A 21,485-nucleotide genomic window follows, 5' to 3' on the forward strand; every position below is an offset into this window, starting at 1 on the left:
CCTCAGCACAGCGGCTCGGCGTCCGCGGAGACCGTGAGGAGGGCCAGACAGCGTGCCGTCACGGTCCGGTCGTCCTCGCTGATGTCGACGGCGTAGGCGATGGGGGCGCGGCCCGTAGTCCCCTGGGGAGCCGTGATCCGCCAGCGCGCCTCGTACGTGTCGTGCGCCCCGAGTGTCCGTGGCGGCCGTCCGACGAGGGTGGCCCGCCAGCCCGCGGGCAGCAGGGGCGGCCGTACGGTGATGGCGAGGTCGCGTGCGGTGGCGTTCTCCACGGCGAGCCGGCCGCCGTCCGCCGGGTGTAGACGCACGGCGTCGGAACTGGTCCAGTGGATGTTGAACTCGCGCAGACGAAGCTGCTGTTCGTCGTCGTCCTCGTCAAGTGAGGAGCCCAGGCCGATGCGGAGGGAATCGACGGGGTCCGGGACGGGGATGTCGTAGCCGTACGTCTTCTTGAGAAAGGCACCTTGCTTCCGCTGGCGAGGGCGCCTGTCCATGAGCAGGACGTTGCGGGCGCCGACCTGGCCGTCCACGTGGACGGCCGGCGCGAACATCGACTTGACGCTGTCCGGGTCGAAGTCCACCGACACCTCGCTCAGCGGCAGGGGCATCCCGAAGTCCAGCCTCAGCCAGTTGTCCTTCTGCGGGGATCCCTTGACCGACCAGTAGCCCGCGCGGCCCGGCAGAGCGGCGGTCGGCGGATGTCCCGGCGCCGAGTAACTGGTGCTGAGCTTCGGCCAGTCCCGGGTGGCGGCAGCGGTGAGGTCGACCTGGTGGACCGAACCGGTCAGCGGATACCGCCACTTGTCGTAGGTCCCGGGCAGGCCGAAGAAGGCGGCCGGCGGCAGCACGCCCGCCTCCAGGAGAGCCAGGACGAGCGGCACGACCAGGTACCCGGCGAGGTGGGTGAGCAGGAGGGAGTGTCGGGCGACGCGGTGCCGGGGGAAGCGGAGCGTGGCGTTCTCGGGTCGGCGCACGGGCGGAGGCACCATGCTCTGCCCGGAGCCCGCGGTACCGGGCACACCGGCAAGCCACCGCAGCGTCCCCGCGAGCGCCGAGGCCGGAACGCAGCGCACCGGGATGCCTGTGGCGTCGAGCGCGCGCAGCAGATGGCCGCCGCCGGCCGCCTCCAGCTGCGCGCGCACGGCGGTGTCGTCGCCCGGTACGGCCCGGGTGTACAGCAGGGCGAAACGGTGCGGACGGCGGCGCGTGGGCAGGGCGGCGAGGACGTGCAGGACCCGGGTCACGGCGTGCACGGCGTCGCTGTGCGCGGCGGGGTCGTCCACCGCCAGCAGCAGTCCGTGGGCCCGGCGCAGCACGTCCAGCGCGGCCACCGACTCCTGACTGCCGTACGCGTATCCAGGCGGGTCGTACCACAGGACGGGCGTGCCGTCGGTGCGCACGAGCGGCGGCTCCGCCCCGGACGTGGCGCCCACCTCGGCCAGCACCTGCGCGTGCACTCCGGCACGCTGCGCGCCCGAGCTCCCGACGAGCACGACGACGCGCGCCCGTTCGTATCCGGCGGGCAGCGCCTTCCCGCAGTGCGGACAGCACGCGTCCAGGCGGCGCACGCCGAGGACGGCTGGCAGGCGGGTGCCGCAACGGCAGCGGTGGGCGAAGGCGCCGTACCGGTTGGGCACCAGCTGCCGGTGTCCGGCCCGGCACGTCGGGCACAGCCTGACCGGGCGGTGGATGGTGCGCCCGCAGCGGGTGTACGGGCACGGCGCCGGCTCGCCGCGCAGCGCGCGCCCCGTCCGCGCGACGGCCGCCCACACCGCCCACACCGCCCACCACAGGGCCCACAGGGCACAGCCCAGCGCCCACGCCAGCAGCGCGAACAGAAACGGAAGGATGCTGAGCGCGGTCGCGGTCAGCACGACGGCGACGGCCGTCAGCAGGAAGGCCGGGCGCAGGAAGAGCATCAGGCAGCCCTGCCCGCCGGTCCCACGCTGTTGCGACCGGCGGAACACGTCGCTCACCCGGTCGACCAGGAACCGCTCGGCGTCTCCCATCAGCCGTTCGTGCCGCTCGAGCCCGTCCCACCAGGTCGCGCGCAGGTCGCGCGGGCCGGTGACGCGGAGGTAGGCGGGGGTGGCCGGCTCACCGTGCGGGTCGGGTGGCGTGTGAGCCGCCCGGCCGAAGGTCCGCCAGACGGTGTGCAGTTGGGTCCACACCAGCTTGGGCAGGGTGATGAAGACGCCGTAGCCGACGACCAGGACGACGAACAGGATGATCGCGAGGAGCAGCAATACGGGGTTCGCCACGGCTCACTCCTTCTCCCGGGCCGACCCGCGTCGCCACAGCAGCCGTGGCGTCCGCTCCGGCTCCTTCGCCCGCACCAGATCGCGCAGGGCCTCGTAGGTCTCCGTCTCCTCCCACAGCCCCTGCCGGAACAGCCGCAGGATCCGCAGCGCGGCCGGCCGCGGCTCCCCGGGTGCCCGGCGCAGCACGTGCAGTGCGGTGCCGGGGGTGGCCGCGAGCACATCCGGCGCTTCGTCCGCGAGGGAGGCGAGGGAGGCGCACGCCTGCGCGTCCAGGGCGGCGGTCCGCAGTTCGGCGGAGGCTTCGAGGGCGGCGAGCAGCCCGGCGAGGACGGCCGCCCGGTACGGCTCGGGCAGCGGAGCGAGCGCGGCCCGTACATCACCGAGGGGTGCCGTCCCGTCGGCGAGATGGCGTGCGGCGGCGTCCCTCAGGCGCTCGGGCGCCAGTCCGGCCTTCTCCGGCCGCAGCTCGGCAACGGCACGTACGAAGCCCACGAGCCGGGCGCCCTCCGCGCCGAAGGCTCCCGCATCACCGTCCGGCGCGAGCAGCGCGCACCCGGCCCGCAGCCGCCGTACGCCCGCCTCGACGCCGTCCGCGGGGCCCGCGTCCCACAGTTCCGCGACGGCGTCCAGGACGTCGAGGCGCCCGCTCCCCAACGCGGTCGCGAGGAACCGTGCCGTCGCGCTCGGCTCCGGACAGCCGTCCTCGGCCAGTCGGTCGAGGTGGAACACCGGGCCCGGTGCCCGCTCCCCGGTCTCCGGCCGGGTCCCGGTCAGATGGCGATGGTCGTCCTCCGGACGCGCGGTGTACGTCGTGAACGTCAGCCGGGCGGCCAGGCCGGCGGGCAGGGTGTAGGAGACGGCGGCGATCCAGTCGACGACGCGGTCCGCATCCGCCGAGACCAGGGTGGCACCGGGGCCCTCGTCGGCCAGCGCCCGCAGGGCCGCGGTGAGCAGCCGCTCCAGGAGGCGCACGCCGGGGTCGCCGAGGCCGTCCAGCAAGCGGGCCACACGGTCGGGTCCGACGGCGCTGCCGGGGACGAGTGGGGTGAGGTCGGGCAGGTCATGGCCGTCGTCGTGGGCCGGCGTCGGGGACCAGTGAGGGGTGTCCCACAGCTCGACGGGGCGCAGACCGGCCAGTTCGTCGGGGGTGGCGTACAGGGCGTGGCAGAAGTGGTTGCCCCAGCGGCCGGTGTAGTCCTGGCCGGTGAAGCGGGTGCGGGTCAGCACGGCCGCGTCGTCGTCCGGCCGGTCGTAGGCGAAGGCCACGGGGAAGTCGCGATGGCGGTCCATGCCCGGAGGCCGCGGGTACCCCGTCAGCGGGCGCAGGACCTCGAGTGCGGGGCGGGCCGTCGGGGAGACGGCGGTGAAGCGGAAGCCGCCGTGGGGTGCGTCGGCCGAGGGCGGGGCGGACGTGTAGTGCGCCTGTCCTGCCATACGCGTCACCCCCGCCCTTCCCGGTCGAGGGCGCCGAAGCGGTGCAGCAGCCACATCAGGGGGTCCTCCACCCGGTGCGGGCGTACGACGCCGCCGAGCCCGAGGCCGCCGCCCCGCCGGGGCGCGGTACCGAGCGTGGACAGCGCGAACAGCTGGTAGTCGGTGCAGAACTGGTCGAGCCGCGCGTCGAGTTGGTGTTCCTGCCAGCGCCGCAGCAGGGCCTGCAGCTCGGCGTGGACGGCGGCTCGGTCGTCGGCGTCGAAGACGGGGCCGGGGCGGCGGGTGCGGTGCAGCGGGGAGTTGTCCGGCAGGTGCGGCCACAGGAGGTCGGCCTTGGTGAGGGCGACCGCGACCGGCACGGTCACCTTCCCGCCACCGCCCAGGTGGCCCAGCACCCGGGCGAGTACGTCGCCCGACCGGCCCGGCACCCCGTCGCCGTCCTTCACCGGTGCGCCGGGCAGGTCCTGCGGGTCGACGAGGACGACGACGGCGTCGGCCGCGAGAAAGTAGCGCAACTCGGTCTCCATCCGGTCGCGCGAGGCGAAGTGCTCGCCCGCGGTGTCGAGGAAGACCAGGGTCAGCACCCGCTTGCGGGCGCGTCCGAAACGGCCCCGCCGGGTGCGGCTGAGGCGGTGCACGAGGGGGCGGCCGGCGTCGTGCTCGGCGGTCTTGGGGACGGTCTGCTGCTCGTCGTACAGGTGGCGCTCGTACCGTTCGTGGTAGTCGGCCATCGTGTCGTCGTCGCAGGGGAGCAGCGCGGCGTCGAGTTCGGCGCCGAGGCGGTGCAGCAGTTCGTGCACGAGGACGCCGATGTAGGTGCTCTTGCCGGAGCTGACCGGTCCGGCGAGCGCCACCAGCTTTCCGGGAGTGCGCAGATAGCCCTCCGGCAGCCGGCCCGCACAGGCGGTGCAGCGCAGCCGAGTGGTGGTGCGGCCGCAGGTGCCGCACACCGCCGAACCGGCCCGCGGGTTGGCGGAGGCGAGGCGCCGGTCCTCGGCGCAGGCGGCGCCGCTCGCGCAGACGTATTCGATCTGCGCTCGGGAGATGCGCCGGAAGCAGTGCGGGCACACCCAGGTGCGGCGCCACGGCAGTCTCACGTCCACTCCCCTAGGTGACCTTGAGCGTGTGCTGCGGCGGGTCGCGCAGCACGAGTGCCTCGCCGGCGGCGAAGCAGCGCAGCCGGCCGCCCGGGCCGCGGGTCAGGCGCGCCGACAGCTTCACGTCCTGCCCCGGGCCGAGCGTCACGTCGGCGGCTTCCGCGAGGACGTCCCCGTCGGCGGGCTCCAGCGGCCAGACCGGGCCGCGCGAGCGCACCAGCAGCAGCCGCTCGGCTCGTACGGTGGTGCGCGCCGTGAAGACGGCGGTGACCGTGCGACGTCCGGGCAGGCCGTGCCGCTCCAGCCGGTAGTCGACCTCGGCGCGCGGTGGCAGTACCGCCGTGCTCGGCGGGCCGTATGCGGGCAGCCCGCCGAGCAGGGCGACCGGCCGCACCTCGACTTCCACCCCGGCGCCGTCCGCGACCGGCAGCCGTACGCCCGCCTCGTGCCGGTAGGTGGCGCGGGTGACGGCGCGCCGCTGCTCGCCCCCCTCGCCGGGGGTCCGCCAGGTGACCTCGACCTCGTCGCCGCTGTCCGGCGGCCAGTCGAAGACGACGGCCACGCCCGTGCCGCCGTGCCGGGTGAGCGTGGGGGTGCCGAGCGCCGGCGCGGCGGCCACGGCGTGTGCTCCTGTGACGGCACGTTCCCCGGCGACCGTGACCGCGAGCACCATGGTGGGCCGGCCCGGCGGCGCGAACCGCAGCCCTTCCGGGTCGGGTTGCGCCACGATCAAACGCCCGGGGAGCTCCGCCGTGCGCAGCCGGGTGCCGGCCGGCCACGGGGGCACGTCGTCGAAGCCGTACAGGCGCACCTCTCCGTCGGGCAGCGGGTCGAGGCGGGCCAGGAGGTGGTCGTCCACGAAGCGGATGTCCAGGTCGGTCACCGGCTCGGGCGGCGCGAGCGGCGTGGCGGTGCGCCGGACGCCCTCCGTGCGCACGGACAGTCCGTCGTCGGTGCGGTAGACGACGCGGACGCGGTAGCCGTACGTCGTGCCGTTGGCGAGCCCGTCGTCCGTGAAGCCGTCGCGGCGGGCGGCGATCCGCACCTCCTCGCCGTCCGGAGCGGTGCGGACGACCTCGACGGACCGGGCACGGTCCGGGCAGGTCCAGTCGGCGGTGATCCGACGGTTCCCGGGGCGCAGGTGGGCGTCGGTGACCTCGGGCCAGTGCACGACGGGCCCGCCCACGGCGAGCGGCGAGGTCGCGCTGCCGGGTTCGGCGGCCCGGCGCACGGCGACCGCGTAGTACAGCGGGACGCAGGACGGGGGCGAGCCGTCCGTGTACGAGGTGGCACGCGGCGACGCCAGCGGCAGCACCGCGCCGTCGGTGGCGTCGCGGGGCGGGCGCTGCTCGGTGCGCAGCAGCACGTACTCGGGCTCGCCCCTCGTGGAGGGCGAGGGCCGCCAATGGACGGTGACGCCCGCGCCGTCCGGGGTGGTGGTGAGGCCGGACACCGGGCGGACCGCGAGGCCGCGGCGCACGGCGTCGATTCCCGGCAGATCGCGGACTGCCGCCTCCGCCTGTTCCAGCAGGTCCCAGGCCCGGTCCGCCTCGGTCGGCGGCAGTCGGCGCGCATGGTCCACCAGGCCGCGCGCCTCGACGAGTTTCCCGCGCACGTGCTCGGCCAGTGCGCGCACGTCCTCGGCGAGCGAGCCCGGCGGCAACCGGTCCGCCACGGCCGCCGCCTCGGCGAGCCGCCCGTCCGCGGCCAGGCGGCGCAGCCGCTGCGACACCGGGTCCCCGGCCGCCTCGTGCAGCACCGCGAACACCAGTCGCCGCGCGTCGTCCTCGGCGACCGACAGCTCTTCCACCGCATGCGCGAGGAGCGTGGCCGGAGTCGCGCGGGCGGCATACCGCGCCCGCAGAGGCGTCGCCAGTTCATGGAGCAGGATCCGGGCGAGTCCTTCCGGGCCCTGCTCGGTCAGCACGCCACGGACGGCGGCGATCACAGCCTGGGCCGCCGTGTGCGCGGCGCCGTGCGGCAGCCGTCCCCAGCGGCGCGCCGCCGCCTCGACGCTCGGCGGGTCGGCCGGGAGCGCGTCGAAGACGTGTACGGGCCGCTCGGTCCGCCCGCCGAGCGTGCCCGTCGCGAGGAAGTCGCCGAGGTGCCGCAGCCCCAGCACCTCCAGGTGGCCGGCGCAGCGCGCATACGCGGGGTGCGGCACCGACCGGGGCAGTGGATCGGGCTCGGCGATACGCAGCCCGAGGGCGGGCAGCAGGTCCCGTACCCGGTCCTCGTGGACCCGGTGGGCGGCGGCGAGCTCCGAGACCGTGCTCTGGGCGAGCATGCCGAGCCCGCCCGTGGCCTCCTCCAGGGCCGCGCGCAGCCGGGCCCGCTCGGATTCGGCGCGCCGGCCGTGCGCTTCGAGGGCTGCCCGCAGTCGTCCCGGGTCCCCGGCGGCGGCCGCGTCCAGCAGCGGCCGGTGGATGAGGTACCCGGCCTCCAACTGCTCGATGACGGGACGGTACTTGAGCCGAGACCGGCTGCGGCGCCAGCAGGCGCGGACCGCGGCGACCGCCTCGGCGACCGCGGGCGCGTCGAGGCGCTGGGGCAGTTGGTAGCGCGTGCGCAGGTCCTCGGTCACGGGCAGCCCGGCGTCGAGCACCTCGCGCCGGTAGCGCGCCTCGTCGAAGGCCACGGCCTTGTTTCCCCCGTCCCGCCCGCTTGTGCCCCGTCCCGTTCCGCGATCAGCCGATCCGCTGGCGGCTCATCGCGACCCGCGCCTCGTCCACCGCCTCCTGGGACAGACCCCCGATCTGAAGGGAGATCTCGATCTGCTCACCGCTCTCCCGCTCGGTGGCCACGACGGTGAGGAGCCCCGAGGTGTCGAGCGTGAACACGCACTGGAAGGGCCAGCGCGCGGGTTTGCCGGGCGGGATCTTCAACGTGCCTTGCGCGACCTCGGTGTTGTGTTCCGGCTCCTCCGACTCCACCGCGCCCGCCTGTTCCATCACCTGGATGCGGACCTTCCGCTGGCCGTCGCGGAGGGTGGAGAAGTCGTCGGTCACCGAGGCCGGCAGCGTGTCGTTGGCGTGCACGAGATGGGTGACGTACTCCCGGCCGGTGTCGATGTCCGTGACCTGGATGCCGTAACCGCGCGAGGCGACGGTGGAGATTTCGTACGGGCGGTGGGTGAGGCCGGTCTCCGGCACGTCCGGTGCTTGTCCGGCGGGGAGTTCACCGCTGGAGAGGATGTACGCGGCCCGGTCGAGGGCGTACAGCGCGGCACCGCGGGCCACCGCGAGGTCGGGGTTGTGCAGCCTGGGCTCGAAGCCGAACTGGGTGCGCAGGGTGGCGGCGACGGCGGGCATCTTGGTGGCGCCGCCGACGAGCAGCACGTCGTCGAAGGACGACACGCCCCGCTCCGCGGCCAGTTCGACGGTGCGGCGGGTGATGTCGATGGTGCGTTCGAGTAGGTCGCGGGTCAGCTCCTCGATCAGCCCCCGGGTCAGCTCCACCGGTTCGACCCTGCCCTGGTGCATGACGCGGACGGTGTAGCGCTCGCGGAAGGACAGCGCCTTCTTCGCCTCCTCGGCGTCCTTGCGCAGCTGCGTCTCGGACTGGGGGTCGGACAGCGGGTCGTCGACGTCCGGGAAGCGCTCGCGGAACCGCTCCGCCAAGTGCATGACGACACGGTCGTCGAAGTCGCTGCCGCCCAGCTCCTTCGCACCGTCCGTGCACAGCACGGTCAGCTCGCGCCCGCTCAGGGTGAGCACGGTGGTGTCGAAGGTGCCGCCGCCCAGGTCGTACACGAGGATGGCCCGGTCCCCGCGCTCCTCGTCTCCTTCCAGAGCCCCGTAGTCGAGCGCGGCCGCGATGGGCTCGGCGACCACGTCGAGGACGCGCAGCCCGGCGATCTCACCGGCCTTGCGGGTGGCGTCCCGTTCGGCGAGCCCGAAGTAGGCGGGCACGCTGATCACCACGTCGCGCGCCTCGTCGCCGCCGGCGGCCTTCGCGTCCTCGACGAGTTTGCGCAGGATGCGAGCGGAGATCTCCTCGGGTGTGTAGGTGCGGCCGTGGAACTCGCGCGGCACCACATCGCCCATGTCCCGCTTGATGAGCTGCACGACGTGCTCGGGATCGAGGACGGTGGCGTCCTTGGCGCTCTGTCCCACGACGACGCTGTCGGCGCTCTCGAAGTAGACGACGGACGGCGTGGTGTCCGCCCCTTCGAGGTTGCGCAGCACGGTCGGTCTGCCGACGTCGTCGATCCGTGCGACGCAGGAGTAGGTGGTCCCCAGGTCGATGCCGTAGACGGCCATACGGTCTCCCGCCGGGACGGCCGCGCCTGGCGCCCGTCCCGTCTGTTGTCTCGCCAGTTGTCCTTGTAAGCCATGCCCCTTGGGCCCACGGAGAGGGAACCGTTCATGGTGCATCCGGTTCCCACCGGGAAACCACTACGTCGGCCTTGCGCACGACCCGCTCCCCCTGGACGAATCCGGCCGCCACGACGCGCGCCACCGTCCGGTCCGCCTCGGGCCCTTCGGCGGCGGCGCGGCCCACCGGTCGCTGCAATGCCATGTCGAACGCCTCGCCGGGCCGGGGGACGTACCGCTGTACGCCGGTCCTGGCCACGGTGTCCGCCGTCTCGTCGGCCAGCGCGGTCAGCAGGGCCCGTAGTTCGTCGACGCCGAGCGGGTCGGTGACGTGTTCGGCCTGGCGCAGGATCTGGTCGTGGAGCCGGATCAGGGAGTGGCGCACGAGATCGAGCGCCATTTCCATCTCGCCTCGGCGCAGCCGCTCGACCTCGTCGTGCAGCCTGGTGACGATCTCCTCACGGCGCTCGGCGAGCTGCTGCTGACGAGCGAGTGCGGCGGTGAACTCGCTTGCGAGCCCACAGGGTTCGACACGTTCCGACACGGCGCTCACAGTAGACCAAAGGGGTACGGCGCGTCAGCGGAGCGTGTCGCGATCAGCTACGACCGTCCAGCCGTACGCGACCTCGTCAGCCACCGAGATTGATGGAACCGTGAACGTCCCGCGCCTGGACGACAGTGGTCTGAGTGCCCCCGGAGATCACGTTGCGCACGTCGCCCGCGCCGGTCCGCGTGCCCTCCAGTGCCTCGGCCTCCCGCCGCCAGGCCGCGAGCGCCTCGGCGAAGGCTGGGTCCTGCCGCGCGCGGAGAGCCAGTGCCTCGGCCAGCTCCGTGGCACGCTCCGCGCTGTCAGCCGCCTGGCCGAGGGACGTCAACTCGCTCTCTCCGTGCGGCTCTCCGTCCGCGGGCCGTCGCCTGACCAGGTTTCGCAGGGACATCCAGATCTGCTCCCCCGCCGCACCCGCGGTGCCTCCGGCGAGGGCCATGAGCAGTTCAGGTGCAATCGGGACCACAACGCCCTCCACCGTCCAACGCACAGGTCATGGATCGAGCGTAGGGCACGGTGGGCCCCTTGAGCCCGGGAGCCGAAAAGAGGAATCTCGCCGTCAGGCGGAGGTGACCGGCAGGACGTCGGGGGACAGCGCGCCCGCGCGGGCTGCGGCGGCAGTCATCCGGCGGAGGTGATGGCGGCGGCACAGCACCTCGTAACCGATCTCCTCCGCCGGGCGGTTGACGTCGCCGACGACCACCTGGGCGCCCTCGACCACCATCTCGCCGCCCACCGTACGGGCGTTGTGCGTCGCCCGGGCACCGCACCAGCACAGGGCCTCCACCTGGAGGGTCTCGACCCGGTCGGCCAGCTCGATCAGCCGCTGAGAACCGGGGAAGAGCCTGGTACGGAAGTCGGTGGTGATGCCGAAGGCGAAGACGTCGAGCCCGAGGTCGTCAACGACCCGAGCCAGCTGGTCGATCTGCTCCGGCGCCAGGAACTGCGCCTCGTCGACGATCGCGTAGTCGACCTTGCCACCCTGGGACAACTGATCGACCAGATACCCGTACAGGTCCATCCCGTCCGCGGCCTCGACCGCCTCCGTGACCAGGCCCAGCCGCGAGGACAACTTTCCCTCCCCCGCCCGGTCGTCCCGCGTGAAGATCACACCCTGAAGCCCGCGAGCCGAGCGGTTGTGCCCGATCTGGAGCGCCAAAGTGCTCTTCCCGCAGTCCATCGTTCCGGAGAAGAACACCAGCTCGGGCATGGCGGGTCGAGCACCTTTCGGTTTTCGGCGACGGATGGTGGCCGGGTGGGTGTCAGGAGCGTACTTCGAGCAGCGGGACCAACTGCTCGGCGGGGGTCATCGAACCGTGGTTGCCGACCATCGACGACTCCTTCGGCTCCCGCTCCGAGGCGATGAGGAGCACGTCGTCGCGCGCGGCGGCGACCACGTCGCCGATCCGGTCGTACACCCGCCGCTCGACCTGGTCGGGCCGCCCGAACCAGCCCGCCGCGACCGCCTCGTCCCGCGAGGCCACCCAGAACTGCTCGCCGATGACCTCGCGCCAGCAGGTCAGGACGTCGTTCTCGGCGCCCGGCACCGCGTAGACGTGCCGGGCGCGGCCCTCGCCGCCCAGCAGGGCGACCCCGGCGCGCAGTTCCCAGTCCGCGTCGAAGTCGATGCGGTGCTCCTCGTCGAAGGGCACGTCGATCATGCCGTGGTCGGCGGTGACGTAGAGCGCGGTGCTCGGGGGCAGTTGCTCGGCCAGGCGCTGGACCAGCCGGTCGACGTGCATCAGGCGCCCGCGCCAGGTGTCGGAGTCGACGCCGAAGCGGTGGCCGGCGCCGTCGACCTCGGCGTAGTACGTGTAGACCAGGGAGCGGTCGCCGACGGCCAGTTGCTGGGCGGCGAGGTCCATGCGCTCCTCACCGGACATCCGCCCGTGGAACGTGCCGCCGCTGAGCGCGACCTTGGTCAGCGGGGTGGTCTCGAAGGTGGGCGACGACACCTGGGCGGCGTGCACACCGGCCCGGTCGGCCAGTTGGAAGACGGTGGGGTACGGCTGCCAGACGTGCGGCGCGGTCCACGGCTGCCAGCGCAGCTGGTTCATCAGCTCGCCGGTGTCCGGATTGCGCACGGTGTAGCCGGGCAGGCCGTGGGCGCCGGGTGGCAGACCGGTGCCGACGGAGGCGAGGGAGGTCGCGGTGGTCGCCGGGAAACCGGCGGTGATCGGTCGCCCGGTGCCGCCGCGCGAGGTGCCGAGGAGCGAGCTCATGAAGGGGGCTTCGTCCGGGTGTGCCCGCAGCTGCTCCCAGCCGAGGCCGTCGATCAGGAACACGCAGTTCCGGTCGGCGGGGGTGAGCTCCTCAATCGCCGCGGTCATGCCCGGTACGGCCAGACCGGCGGCCAGCGTGGGCAGCAGGTCGGCGAGGGAACCGGTGCCGTACGCGGGGACGGGCGCGGAGTCGAGGGCGAGCGGTTCCGGGTGGGAGTCCCAGGCGGGGGCGGGCTGCGCCATCAGCGAGTGACGTCCGCGGTCGCCTCGGAGATGGCCTGCGCGAAGGCGAGCGCCTGGCGCACCGTCTCCGGTCCGTCCCCGGCCTCGCTCACGCGCAGACTCAGGTCGTCCGCCGTCGAGTTGCCCGTATAGCCGTGATCGGCCTCGCAGTTGGGGTCGCCGCAGGCGGCGGGCTCCAGGTCGATCCGGGAGACGGCACCCCAGCCGATGGTCAGCACGACCTCGCGGGGCAGGGTGCCCGGCGAGTACTGCTCCGGGTTGGCGACCACGCGGCTGATCACGACCGACGAGATCCGGCCGAGCTTGACCGACTCCGTGGAGGTCGTGGCGTACGGCGTCGGGGACGTGCCGTCGGCGGCCTGCTCGTCGGTGTGGCTGACGATGAAGCGGTTGCCGGTGAGGACCAGGACGGTCACATGCCGTCGCACCTCGTTCTGGTCGAACGTCGTCTCCTGATGGACCAGGTACGACTGAATGGGCTCGCCGCCCACAGCGGCCTCCACCGCCTCGGCCACGAGGGCCGGGTAGTAGCCGCTGCGTTCGATCGCCGTGCGCAGCCCCTGGGTCGTCGTACTGGTCTTGGCCATGACGCCCATCCTACGGCGACCCACTGACTGCGAGGGACGCTCGCGGCGGTCTCCGTCGGGCTCGGCCGGTCCCGGGCACCCCGATGGGCGTCCGTACTCCTCAGTACGCCGGGAGCGTCCTCGGGCCGAGGTCGTCGCGGGCCGGCGGGGGCGCCAGGCGGACGGAGGCGCCGAGGACGCTCAGTCCGCGCGGGGCGACGACGACCGGCTCCAGGGTGACCGCGACGACCTCCGGGTGGTCGTCGACCAGCCGGGAGACCCGCAGCAACAGCTCTTCGAGGGCGGATGCGTCGACCGGGGCCGAGCCGCGCCAGCCGAAGAGGAGGGGCGCCGTACGGATCGAACGGATGAGCGAGGTCGCCTCGCGGTCGGTGACGGGGATCAGCCGGTGTGCCATGTCCCCGAGCAGCTGGGTGGCGGCCCCGGCCAGCCCGAACGACAGTACGGCCCCGGCCGCCGGGTCGATGACGGCCCGCACAACGGTGTCGACTCCCCGCGGTGCCATCCCCTGCACCACCGGCCGCAGCTCCTGAGGCGTCCCGAACAGCTCGGTCAACTCGGCGTACGCCCGCCGCAGTTGCTCCTCGTCCGCGAGATCCAGGCGTACGCCGCCCAGGTCGGCGCGGTGTCGCAGGTGCGGAGCGGTGGCCTTGAGGGCGACCGGGTAGCCGAGGGTGCGGGCGGCTCGGGCTGCGTCGTCGGGGGTGGGGGCGGGCAGGGCGCGGTGCGCATGGATGCCGTACTTGCCGAGCAGCTCGCAGGTCTCCTCGGTGCCGAGGGTGAGCCCCTGCCCGCGCGCCAGCAGCCCGCCGATCAGCTCGGCGGCCCCCTTCTCGTCGATGTCCTCGTACTCGGGCACCTTCCCGGGCTCGGCGACGTCCCGCCGCCACTGCGCGTACCGGACGACTTCGGAGAGGGCCCGGACGGCACGCTCGGCGGCGGGGTAGGCGGGGATGAGGCGGGAGCGGGCGGAGGACGCGGCAGGGGCCGCGCCTCCCGCTCCTGCGGCGGGCGGCGGCTGTGCGGCGCCGGGCGCCCGTTCCGCTGCCGCTCCCGCGGTGGGCAGTCGTTCCGCAGGGCGGATCGAATGGCCACCGCCGGCAACGCCGGGGGCGTTTGAACCCGCCTGTGGTGCAGTACTGGCCGCAGCCGACAACGCCTCAGCAAGCCCCCCGAGCTCCACATGCACCACCAGCACAGGCTTCCCCGGCACCCGCTCAGCAGCCGACCGAAGCGCCTCCGCCAACGCCGCGTCCCCGGCCAGCCCCTCTCCCACAACCGGTATCGCCGTCACCACCACCGCATCACTCGCGTCGTCCGCCAACGCCCGGGACAAGGCCGCATGGAAGTCCCCCGGCGACGCCCCCGTCGTCAGATCCAACGGAGGCAACGGCCGCAAACCCTCGGAGAGACACGCGTCGTACGTCAGCACCCCCAACGACTCGGAGTTCCCCAGAATCGCCACCCGCGACCCCGCGGGCAGCGGCTGCCGCGCGAGCAGCAGCCCCGTGTCCACCAACTCCGTGATCGTGTCCACCCGGATCACCCCGGCCTGCCGGAGCAACGCGGACACCGTGGCATGCGGCAACCGAGTCGCCCGTACGGCATGCCCCTGCGGAGCGGAACCGGCCCCCTGCACCACGACCAGCGGCTTCGCCGCCGCCGTCCGCCGCGCGAGCCGCGTGAACTTGCGCGGGTTGCCGATGGACTCCAGGTACATGAGGACGACATCGGTGTCGGTGTCGTCGTACCAGTACTGAAGGACGTCGTTGCCGGACACGTCCGCCCGGTTGCCGGACGAGACGAAGGTCGACACGCCGGTCACCCCGGTGACCCCGCCGCCGCGCCGGTGCAGCCGGGACAGCAGGGCGATACCGATGGCGCCGGACTGGGCGAACAGCCCGATCCGCCCGGGCCGGGGCATCTCGGGCGCGAGGGAGGCGTTCAGCCGGACGTCCGGGGAGGTGTTGATGATCCCGAACGCGTTCGGCCCGATGATCCGCATGCCGTACGCGCGCGCGTGCCGGACGAGTTCGCGCTGCCGCTCGCGCCCCTCGGGCCCGCTGTCGGCGTACCCGGCGGAGAGCACGACCAGCCCCTGCACGCCATGGTTGCCGCACTCCTCGACGACCTCGGGGACATGCTCCGCGGGCACGGCGACGACGGCGAGGTCGACCGGTCCCTCGATGTCCCGCACCGAGCGGTGGGCGGGCACCCCGTCGAGTTCCTTCTGCTGTTCGGGGAAGGCCCTGTTCACGGCGTACAGCAGACCCGTGAACCCGGCGTCCCTGATGTTGCCGAGGACGCTGCGGCCGACGCCTCCGGACGCGCGGCCGGTCCCGACGACGGCGACGGAGCCGGGCATGAGCAGCCGCTGCACGGACCGCGCCTCGGCCCGCTGTTCGCGCGCGTACTGCACGGCGAGCGAGCGGTCCGTCGGCTCCAGATCGAACTCAAGGCGTACGACACCGTCCTCGAAGCTGCGCTTCTGGGTGTACCCGGCGTCCGTGAACACCTTGATCATCTTGCTGTTGGCGGGCAGCACCTCGGCGGCGAACCGGCGGATCCCGTGCTCGCGCGCGACGGCCGCGATGTGTTCGAGGAGGGCGGAGGCGACCCCGCGCCCCTGGTGGGCGTCCTGCACGAGGAAGGCGACCTCGGCCTCGTCGGCCGGGGCGGAGGCGGGCATGCCGTCGGCGCCGATGCGGTCGTAGCGTACGGTGGCGATGAACTCGCCGCCGATGGTGGCCGCGAGTCCCACCCGGTCCACAAAGTCGTGGTGCGTGAAGCGGTGGACGTCCTTGGCGGACAGGCGAGGGTAGGGCGCGAAGAAGCGGTAGTACTTCGACTCGTCCGAGACCTGCTCATAGAAGCTGACGAGGCGATCGGCGTCATCAACGGTGATGGGCCGGATGCGCGCGGTACCGCCGTCGCGCAGCACCACGTCGGCCTCCCAGTGGGCGGGATACTCATGCCGGTCCGGCGAGGTCTGCATGGGCCCCAGAGTACGGCTCGCGTACGACAACGGCGCGGGGCGGTCTCGCGTACGACAACGGCGCGGGGCAGTCTGTGGAGGACGGAAGTCGGGCCGAGGCCGCGGTCCGACGACACCTCCGGGGCGGGACGAAGGACCGCTCCGGGCATGCTTCACGATATGGGAAACTGGTCTAGACAACCCTGATACACCGAAGGGCAGCATCACATGGCTGAGCGCCGCGTCAACGTCGGCTGGGCCGAGGGTCTTCACGCCCGCCCCGCTTCCATCTTCGTCCGGGCCGCCACGGCCGCAGGCATCCCGGTGACGATCGCCAAGGCCGACGGCAGCCCCGTCAACGCGGCCTCCATGCTGGCCGTCCTCGGCCTGGGCGCCCAGGGCGGCGAGGAGATCGTTCTCGCCTCCGACGCCGAGGGTGCGGACGCGGCCCTCGACCGTCTCGCGAAGCTGGTCTCCGAGGGTCTCGAGGAACTCCCCGAGACCGTCTGAGCAAGCTGAGCACCCAATTGACGCTCGCGGCGGTCGTCGCCTGAAAGACGCACCCCCGCAGCACCGAAGGGCTCGTCCGAATTATCGGGCGAGCCCTTCGTATTTCCCGTTTACGGGCAGCGAAAATAATCCCCCGCGAATTACACTCTCTTTGTATACGGCGCCCGTGTTAATGCCGCAGGCTCGTCATGTTTACGGGATGTTGCGAGTTCCTCACACGCTCCACGCGCTCCGGGCCGGAGGCGAAGCGCAGTCGGTGCGCGGCCGTCGCCCGTTCCGTGTGCAGTGCCGTGAGCCCCCGAGCGCGCTCGCTGTCCCCGCGCGCCACGGCGTCGACGATCGCGCCGTGCTCCGTCCAGGACTCCACGGGGTTGGCCGGCGCCTCCACGGCGTACATCCAGGCGATCTTGTGGCGCAGCTGGGTCAGCATCGAGGTGAGCGCGGGGCTGCCGGAGGCCTGTGCGAGCGTCTCGTGGAACCAGCCCCCCAGGGAGCGCAGGTCCTCGCTGTTGCCCCGCCTGGCCCGCTCCTGGCCCAGCCGGACCAGTCCGCGCAGCACCTTCAGGTGGGCCTCGGTGCGCCGCTGGGCGGCCCGGTAGGCGCCGAGCGGCTCCAGGAGCATGCGCATCTCCAGCAGGTCGGCGCCCTCCTGCTCGGTGGGTTCCGCGACGCACGCGCCCGCGTGCCGCCTGGTCACCACGAAGCCCTCCGCCTCCAGCGTGCGCAGGGCCTCCCGGACGGGGACGCGCGAGACGCCGTAGCGGCGCGCCAGCAGTTCCTCGGTGAGCCGGCTGCCGCGCTCGTAGACACCCGCGACGATGTCGTCCCGGATCGCCGTGCATACCGAGTGCGCCGGAATACGCATGACCGACCTCCGCCTTAATCCCCGTGAAACGTCGACGATTGACGTGTGTTCCGTGACTCTATTGCAATGAGCCGGAATTTCCGATGGCGGGCCGGAATCCATGGATATTTTTTGGACAGCCGATCGTCGAAAAGACCGAAAGCCCCGGCTCGGGGAGCCGGGGCTTCGGGGTGTCTCGCCGTCTGTCGTCAGACGTTCACGCCGTGCGAGCGGAGGTAGGCGACGGGGTCGATGTCCGAGCCGTACTCGGCCGTCGTACGGGCCTCGAAGTGCAGGTGCGCTCCGGTGACGTTGCCGGTCGCGCCGGAGAGGCCTATCTGCTGGCCGGGGGTGACCGTCTGGCCCACCGAGACGCCGATGGACGACAGATGGCCGTACTGGGTGTACGTGCCGTCGTTCATCTTGATCACGATCTGGTTGCCGTACGACCCGCCCCAGCCGGCCTCGACGACGGTGCCGGAGCCGACCGCCTGGACGGACGTGCCACTCGAGGCGTGGAAGTCGACGCCGGTGTGGCTGCCGGAGGACCAGACGGCGCCGCCGGTCTTGTAGCCGGTCGAGACGTACGAGCCGGATATCGGGGAGACGAAGGTGTTGAGGCGCTTGCGCTCGGCCTCGCGGGTGGCGCGCTCCTTGGCCTCGCGCGCCTCCTTGGCGGCCTCGGCGGCCCTCTTGCGCGCGGCCTCCTCGGCCTTCTTGCGCGCCTCGGCGGCCTGCTTCTTCGCCTCGGCCTCCTCTGCGGCCTGCTGTTGGGCGGCGGCCTGGGCGTCGATCTGGTCGGCGATCGAGTCGCCGATGGTGATGACGGGGGTGAGACCGGTCTGCTCGGCGGCGGGTTCGGCGGCGAGCGCCGGAGCGGCCAGGGTGCCGATGACGCCGGTGGTGGTGATCGCCGCGACGCCTGCCGCCTGGACGGTGCCACGCTTCATCCGGCTGGGACGACGGTGCTTCCCGGTGGCGCACATGAACGCCATGTAGTGGCTGGTCCTTTCCTTCCCTCTCGCCTACCGGGTTAGCTGACGGGTTCGGAGCAGGAAGGTCTCCTACGGACCCCCTCGCTGCGCGCGGGCGTCCGATTCACCCCAGGGACTGCGGTGGGTCCCCGGCTCCCCTGGCTCGCGCCGTACGGGGACTCGGCGATGACTGTCCGGTGCCGCGGGTGCGGCGAAGTGCCTGACGGACAGCCCGCATGAAGCTAAACGGGGCCTGTGTCAATCCTCAAACAGATCAGGGTTTTTGTAGCGCATGCCACAGGGCAGACAGGCAACCTCTCCCTCAATTCGGACATTAGGGGGCCCTGGTGACTCTTGCGTCACCAGGGCCCCTGCGCGCGGTACGGCCAAGTCCGCGCCTACTCCTGCACCTACTGCCGCCTACTCCGCGGAAACGACGGTGACTTGGCCGATGCCGAGGGCCTCCACGGGCTCCTTGATCTGCGCCGCGTCGCCGACGAGGATCGTCACCAGACGGTCCACCGGGAAGGCGCTCACGGCCGCCGCCGTGGCCTCGACGGTGCCGGTCGCGGCGAGCTGCTGGTACAGCGTCGCCTGGAAGTCGTCCGGCAGGTGCTGCTCGACCTGGTCGGCCAGCGTGCTCGCCACGGCCGCGGCCGTCTCGTACTTCAGCGGCGCCACCCCGACGAGGTTCTGCACGGCCACGTCGCGCTCGGCGTCGGTCAGGCCCTCCGCCGCGAGCGTGCGCAGCACCGTCCACAGGTCCTGCAGGGCCGGACCGGTGTTCGGGGTGTCGACGGAGCCGCTGATGGCGAGCATCGCGGCGCCGGTGCCGTCGGGGGCGGACCGCAGGACCTGACCGAACGCCCGCACGCCGTAGGTGTAGCCCTTCTCCTCGCGCAGGACGCGGTCCAGGCGGGAGGTGAGGGTGCCGCCGAGGCAGTACGTGCCGAGCACCTGCGCGGGCCACACCCGGTCGTGCCGGTCCGGGCCGAGGCGGCCGATGAGCAGCTGCGTCTGGACGGCGCCCGGACGGTCCACGATGACGACCCGGCCGGTGTCGTCGGCGGTCACCGGCGGCACCGGCCGCGGCTGGGCCGAGGACCCGGTCCAGGAGCCGAGCGTGTCACCGAGCAGGCCGTCGAGCTCGATCCCGGTGAGGTCGCCGACGACCACGACGGTGGCGGTGGCGGGGCGGACGTGCTTCTCGTAGAAGGCGCGTACGGCCGCGGAGTCGATGGCGGCGACCGTCTCCTCGGTGCCCTGGCGGGGACGCGACATGCGCGAGGTCGCCGGGAACAGCTCCTTGGAGAGCTCCTTGGCGGCGCGGCGGGAGGGGTTGGCCAGCTCGTGCGGAATCTCGTCGAGGCGGTTGCGCACCAGCCTCTCGACCTCGCTGTCGGCGAACGCGGGCGCCCTGAGGGCGTCGGCGAGCAGGCCCAGTGCCTTGGCCAGGCGCGAGGCCGGGACCTCCAGGGACAGACGTACGCCGGGGTGGTCGGCGTGCGAGTCGAGCGTGGCGCCGCAGCGCTCCAGCTCGGCGGCGAAGTCCTCCGCGGAGTGCTTGTCGGTGCCTTCGGAGAAGGCCCGCGACATGATCGTGGCGACGCCGTCCAGTCCGGCCGGCTCTGCCTCCAGGGGCGCGTCCAGGAGCACCTCGACGGCGACGACCTGCTGGCCGGGGCGGTGGCAGCGCAGGACCGTCAGGCCGTTGTCGAGCGCCCCGCGCGCGGGGGCCGGGAACGCCCAGGGCCTGGCCTCGCCCGCCCGGGGCTGGGGGTGGAACTCCATCGTGGCGAGCTCGGTCACTTGGCCGCCTCCTCGTTGTCGTCGGTGGCTTCCACGGTGGCCTCGGCCTCCGGGTCTTCGGGGGGATCCGCGTCCTGGGTGTGCTCCGCGATCTCGGCGGAGATCGGCTCGTAGACGAGCACCGCGCGGTTGTCGGGGCGCAGGCGGGCCTTGGCGACCTCCTGGACCTCCTCGGCCGTCACCTCCAGCACGCGCTGTACGGCGGTGAGAGCGAGCTGCGGGTCGCCGAACAGGACGGCGTACCGGCACAGTTCGTCGGCGCGGCCCGCGACCGTGCCGAGCCGGTCCAGCCACTCGCGCTCCAACTGGGCCTGGGCGCGCTCCATCTCCTCGGCCGTGGGGCCCTCCTCGGCGAACCGGGCGAGCTCCTCGTCGATGGCGGTCTCGATGACCGGCACCTCGACGTCGCCGGAGGTCTTCACGTCCAGCCAGCCCAGGGAGGGCGCTCCGGCCAGCCGCAGCAGGCCGAAGCCGGCCGCGACGGCCGTACGGTCGCGTCGTACGAGCCGGTTGTACAGGCGGGAGGACTCGCCGCCGCCGAGGACGGTGAGGGCCAGGTCGGCCGCGTCGCACGCGCGCGTGCCGTCGTGGGGCAGCCGGTAGGCCGCCATCAGGGCGCGGGCCGGGACCTCCTCCTCGACGACCTCGCGCAGCTGCTCGCCGAGGACCTCGGGCAGCGAGCCGTCGCGCGGGGCGGGCTTGCCGTCGTGCCCGGGGATGGACCCGAAATACTTCTCGATCCAGGCGAGCGTCTGCTCCGGGTCGATGTCGCCGACCACGGAGAGTACGGCGTTGTTGGGCGCGTAGTAGGTGCGGAAGAAAGCGCGCGCGTCCTCAAGGGTCGCCGCGTCCAGGTCGGCCATCGAGCCGATCGGAGTGTGGTGGTAGGGGTGGCCCTCCGGGTAGGCGAGGGCGGTCAGCTTCTCGAACGCCGTGCCGTAGGGGACGTTGTCGTAGCGCTGCCGGCGCTCGTTCTTCACGACGTCCCGCTGGTTCTCCATCGACTCGTCGTCGAGGGCGGCGAGCAGGGAGCCCATGCGGTCGGCCTCCAGCCAGAGGGCGAGCTCCAGCTGGTGGGTGGGCATGGTCTCGAAGTAGTTGGTGCGCTCGAAGCTGGTGGTGCCGTTCAGCGAGCCGCCCGCGCCCTGGATCAGCTCGAAGTGACCATTGCCCTTGACCTGGCCCGATCCCTGGAACATCAGGTGCTCGAAAAGGTGAGCAAGGCCGGTACGCCCCTTGACTTCGTGGCGCGAGCCGACGTCGTACCAGAGGCACACCGCCGCGACCGGGGTCAGGTGATCTTCGGAGAGCACCACGCGCAGGCCGTTGGCCAGGCGGTGCTCGGTCGCTGTCAGGCCCCCGGAGCCTGCCTGGGCTGTGGCCGTGTGACCCATGGGCATGTACGTCCCTTCGATCGCGGTCGCGGTCCTCGAAACCGCGGTTTTCCTGCCGGTCCTGCCACTGTATGCAAGCGTGCGGAGGGGCGGCGAAGTTCCCGGGCGAGGTACGCCCAGAGCGAGATCGCGTAGCCTGCGGGCAGCCGCGGTCGGGCGCCTGCCCGAGGCCGGGCGGGTCGGCCGGCCCCGGGCCCCGGGCCGCACTGTCAGTCCCGCGGTCCACAATGGTCCGAGTCAGATCCCGTTCACGCTTCAGCAAGAGTGAGCCGA

The 21,485-nt window shown here is 72.8% G+C and carries 16 protein-coding genes and 1 riboswitch; of the genes, 1 reads left to right on the plus strand and 15 read right to left on the minus strand.

Going from position 1 to position 21,485, the window contains the following annotated elements:
- Nucleotides 1–2 precede the first annotated feature (2 nt).
- The 11 genes from ABT063_RS18895 to ABT063_RS18945 all read right to left on the minus strand — a co-directional run bounded on the left by ABT063_RS18895 (nucleotide 3) and on the right by ABT063_RS18945 (nucleotide 15,702).
- Nucleotides 3–2,261, minus strand: a complete 2,259-nt coding sequence (locus ABT063_RS18895) for a hypothetical protein (RefSeq protein ID WP_351058487.1) — start codon at nucleotides 2,259–2,261, stop codon at nucleotides 3–5.
- Between the two features lie 3 nt (nucleotides 2,262–2,264).
- A complete protein-coding gene (locus tag ABT063_RS18900; RefSeq protein ID WP_351058488.1) occupies nucleotides 2,265–3,695 on the minus strand; it encodes a GAP1-N2 domain-containing protein in 1,431 nt (476 codons plus the stop codon).
- A gap of 5 nt (nucleotides 3,696–3,700) precedes the next feature.
- Nucleotides 3,701–4,792, minus strand: a complete 1,092-nt coding sequence (locus ABT063_RS18905; protein WP_351058489.1) for a TRAFAC clade GTPase domain-containing protein — start codon at nucleotides 4,790–4,792, stop codon at nucleotides 3,701–3,703.
- 10 nt (nucleotides 4,793–4,802) lie between these two features.
- Nucleotides 4,803–7,430, minus strand: coding sequence for a SaeA-related protein (locus tag ABT063_RS18910; protein WP_351058490.1), 2,628 nt, complete (start codon nucleotides 7,428–7,430; stop codon nucleotides 4,803–4,805).
- Between the two features lie 49 nt (nucleotides 7,431–7,479).
- Nucleotides 7,480–9,054, minus strand: a complete 1,575-nt coding sequence (locus ABT063_RS18915; RefSeq protein ID WP_351058491.1) for an Hsp70 family protein — start codon at nucleotides 9,052–9,054, stop codon at nucleotides 7,480–7,482.
- Nucleotides 9,055–9,157: 103 nt separating this feature from the next.
- A complete protein-coding gene (locus ABT063_RS18920; RefSeq protein WP_351058492.1) occupies nucleotides 9,158–9,652 on the minus strand; it encodes a nucleotide exchange factor GrpE in 495 nt (164 codons plus the stop codon).
- A gap of 85 nt (nucleotides 9,653–9,737) precedes the next feature.
- Entirely contained in the window at nucleotides 9,738–10,121 is a 384-nt protein-coding gene (locus ABT063_RS18925) for a hypothetical protein (RefSeq protein WP_351058493.1), read from the minus strand.
- Nucleotides 10,122–10,214: 93 nt separating this feature from the next.
- On the minus strand, nucleotides 10,215–10,865 hold the full coding sequence (locus ABT063_RS18930) for a thymidine kinase (RefSeq protein ID WP_351058494.1): 651 nt from the start codon (nucleotides 10,863–10,865) through the stop codon (nucleotides 10,215–10,217).
- A gap of 52 nt (nucleotides 10,866–10,917) precedes the next feature.
- Complete coding sequence (locus ABT063_RS18935; RefSeq protein WP_351058495.1) at nucleotides 10,918–12,120, minus strand: alkaline phosphatase family protein; 1,203 nt, start codon at nucleotides 12,118–12,120, stop codon at nucleotides 10,918–10,920.
- Nucleotides 12,120–12,716 (minus strand): DUF5998 family protein, encoded by a 597-nt coding sequence (locus ABT063_RS18940; RefSeq protein ID WP_351058496.1) that lies wholly within the window; start codon nucleotides 12,714–12,716, stop codon nucleotides 12,120–12,122. Before ABT063_RS18940 ends, ABT063_RS18935 begins: the two co-directional genes overlap by 1 nt.
- 91 nt (nucleotides 12,717–12,807) lie before the next feature.
- Complete coding sequence (locus tag ABT063_RS18945; protein ID WP_351058497.1) at nucleotides 12,808–15,702, minus strand: bifunctional acetate--CoA ligase family protein/GNAT family N-acetyltransferase; 2,895 nt, start codon at nucleotides 15,700–15,702, stop codon at nucleotides 12,808–12,810.
- 207 nt (nucleotides 15,703–15,909) lie between these two features.
- On the opposite strand from ABT063_RS18945, the gene ABT063_RS18950 reads away from it, so the two are divergent.
- Nucleotides 15,910–16,191, plus strand: coding sequence for an HPr family phosphocarrier protein (locus ABT063_RS18950; protein ID WP_351058499.1), 282 nt, complete (start codon nucleotides 15,910–15,912; stop codon nucleotides 16,189–16,191).
- A 169-nt stretch (nucleotides 16,192–16,360) separates the two neighbouring features.
- Here ABT063_RS18950 and ABT063_RS18955 read toward each other — a convergent pair whose 3' ends face one another.
- The 4 genes from ABT063_RS18955 to ABT063_RS18970 all read right to left on the minus strand — a co-directional run bounded on the left by ABT063_RS18955 (nucleotide 16,361) and on the right by ABT063_RS18970 (nucleotide 21,212).
- Complete coding sequence (locus ABT063_RS18955) at nucleotides 16,361–17,056, minus strand: GntR family transcriptional regulator (RefSeq protein ID WP_351058500.1); 696 nt, start codon at nucleotides 17,054–17,056, stop codon at nucleotides 16,361–16,363.
- A gap of 188 nt (nucleotides 17,057–17,244) precedes the next feature.
- On the minus strand, nucleotides 17,245–18,030 hold the full coding sequence (locus tag ABT063_RS18960) for a M23 family metallopeptidase (RefSeq protein WP_351058501.1): 786 nt from the start codon (nucleotides 18,028–18,030) through the stop codon (nucleotides 17,245–17,247).
- 12 nt (nucleotides 18,031–18,042) lie between these two features.
- Nucleotides 18,043–18,205: riboswitch (cyclic di-AMP (ydaO/yuaA leader) on the minus strand.
- Nucleotides 18,206–18,429: 224 nt separating this feature from the next.
- The gene (locus tag ABT063_RS18965; RefSeq protein WP_351058502.1) at nucleotides 18,430–19,818 is read right to left on the minus strand and encodes a M16 family metallopeptidase; all 1,389 of its coding nucleotides are present in this window, start codon (nucleotides 19,816–19,818) and stop codon (nucleotides 18,430–18,432) included.
- Entirely contained in the window at nucleotides 19,815–21,212 is a 1,398-nt protein-coding gene (locus tag ABT063_RS18970) for a M16 family metallopeptidase (RefSeq protein ID WP_351058590.1), read from the minus strand. Before ABT063_RS18970 ends, ABT063_RS18965 begins: the two co-directional genes overlap by 4 nt.
- Nucleotides 21,213–21,485 lie beyond the last annotated feature (273 nt).

Source organism: Streptomyces sp. NPDC002838 (assembly GCF_040295365.1).
Lineage (GTDB): Bacteria > Actinomycetota > Actinomycetes > Streptomycetales > Streptomycetaceae > Streptomyces.

What these genes read in the sequence shown, in the direction of transcription:
- ABT063_RS18900 (WP_351058488.1), bottom strand. Translation starts at nt 3,695, where the DNA reads ATGGCAGGACAGGCGCACTACACGTCCGCCCCGCCCTCGGCCGACGCA.
- ABT063_RS18915 (WP_351058491.1), bottom strand. Translation starts at nt 9,054, where the DNA reads ATGGCCGTCTACGGCATCGACCTGGGGACCACCTACTCCTGCGTCGCA.
- ABT063_RS18930 (WP_351058494.1), bottom strand. Translation starts at nt 10,865, where the DNA reads ATGCCCGAGCTGGTGTTCTTCTCCGGAACGATGGACTGCGGGAAGAGC.
- ABT063_RS18935 (WP_351058495.1), bottom strand. Translation starts at nt 12,120, where the DNA reads ATGGCGCAGCCCGCCCCCGCCTGGGACTCCCACCCGGAACCGCTCGCC.
- ABT063_RS18940 (WP_351058496.1), bottom strand. Translation starts at nt 12,716, where the DNA reads ATGGGCGTCATGGCCAAGACCAGTACGACGACCCAGGGGCTGCGCACG.
- ABT063_RS18945 (WP_351058497.1), bottom strand. Translation starts at nt 15,702, where the DNA reads ATGCAGACCTCGCCGGACCGGCATGAGTATCCCGCCCACTGGGAGGCC.
- ABT063_RS18950 (WP_351058499.1), top strand. Translation starts at nt 15,910, where the DNA reads ATGGCTGAGCGCCGCGTCAACGTCGGCTGGGCCGAGGGTCTTCACGCC.
- ABT063_RS18955 (WP_351058500.1), bottom strand. Translation starts at nt 17,056, where the DNA reads ATGCGTATTCCGGCGCACTCGGTATGCACGGCGATCCGGGACGACATC.
- ABT063_RS18960 (WP_351058501.1), bottom strand. Translation starts at nt 18,030, where the DNA reads ATGGCGTTCATGTGCGCCACCGGGAAGCACCGTCGTCCCAGCCGGATG.
- ABT063_RS18970 (WP_351058590.1), bottom strand. Translation starts at nt 21,212, where the DNA reads ATGGGTCACACGGCCACAGCCCAGGCAGGCTCCGGGGGCCTGACAGCG.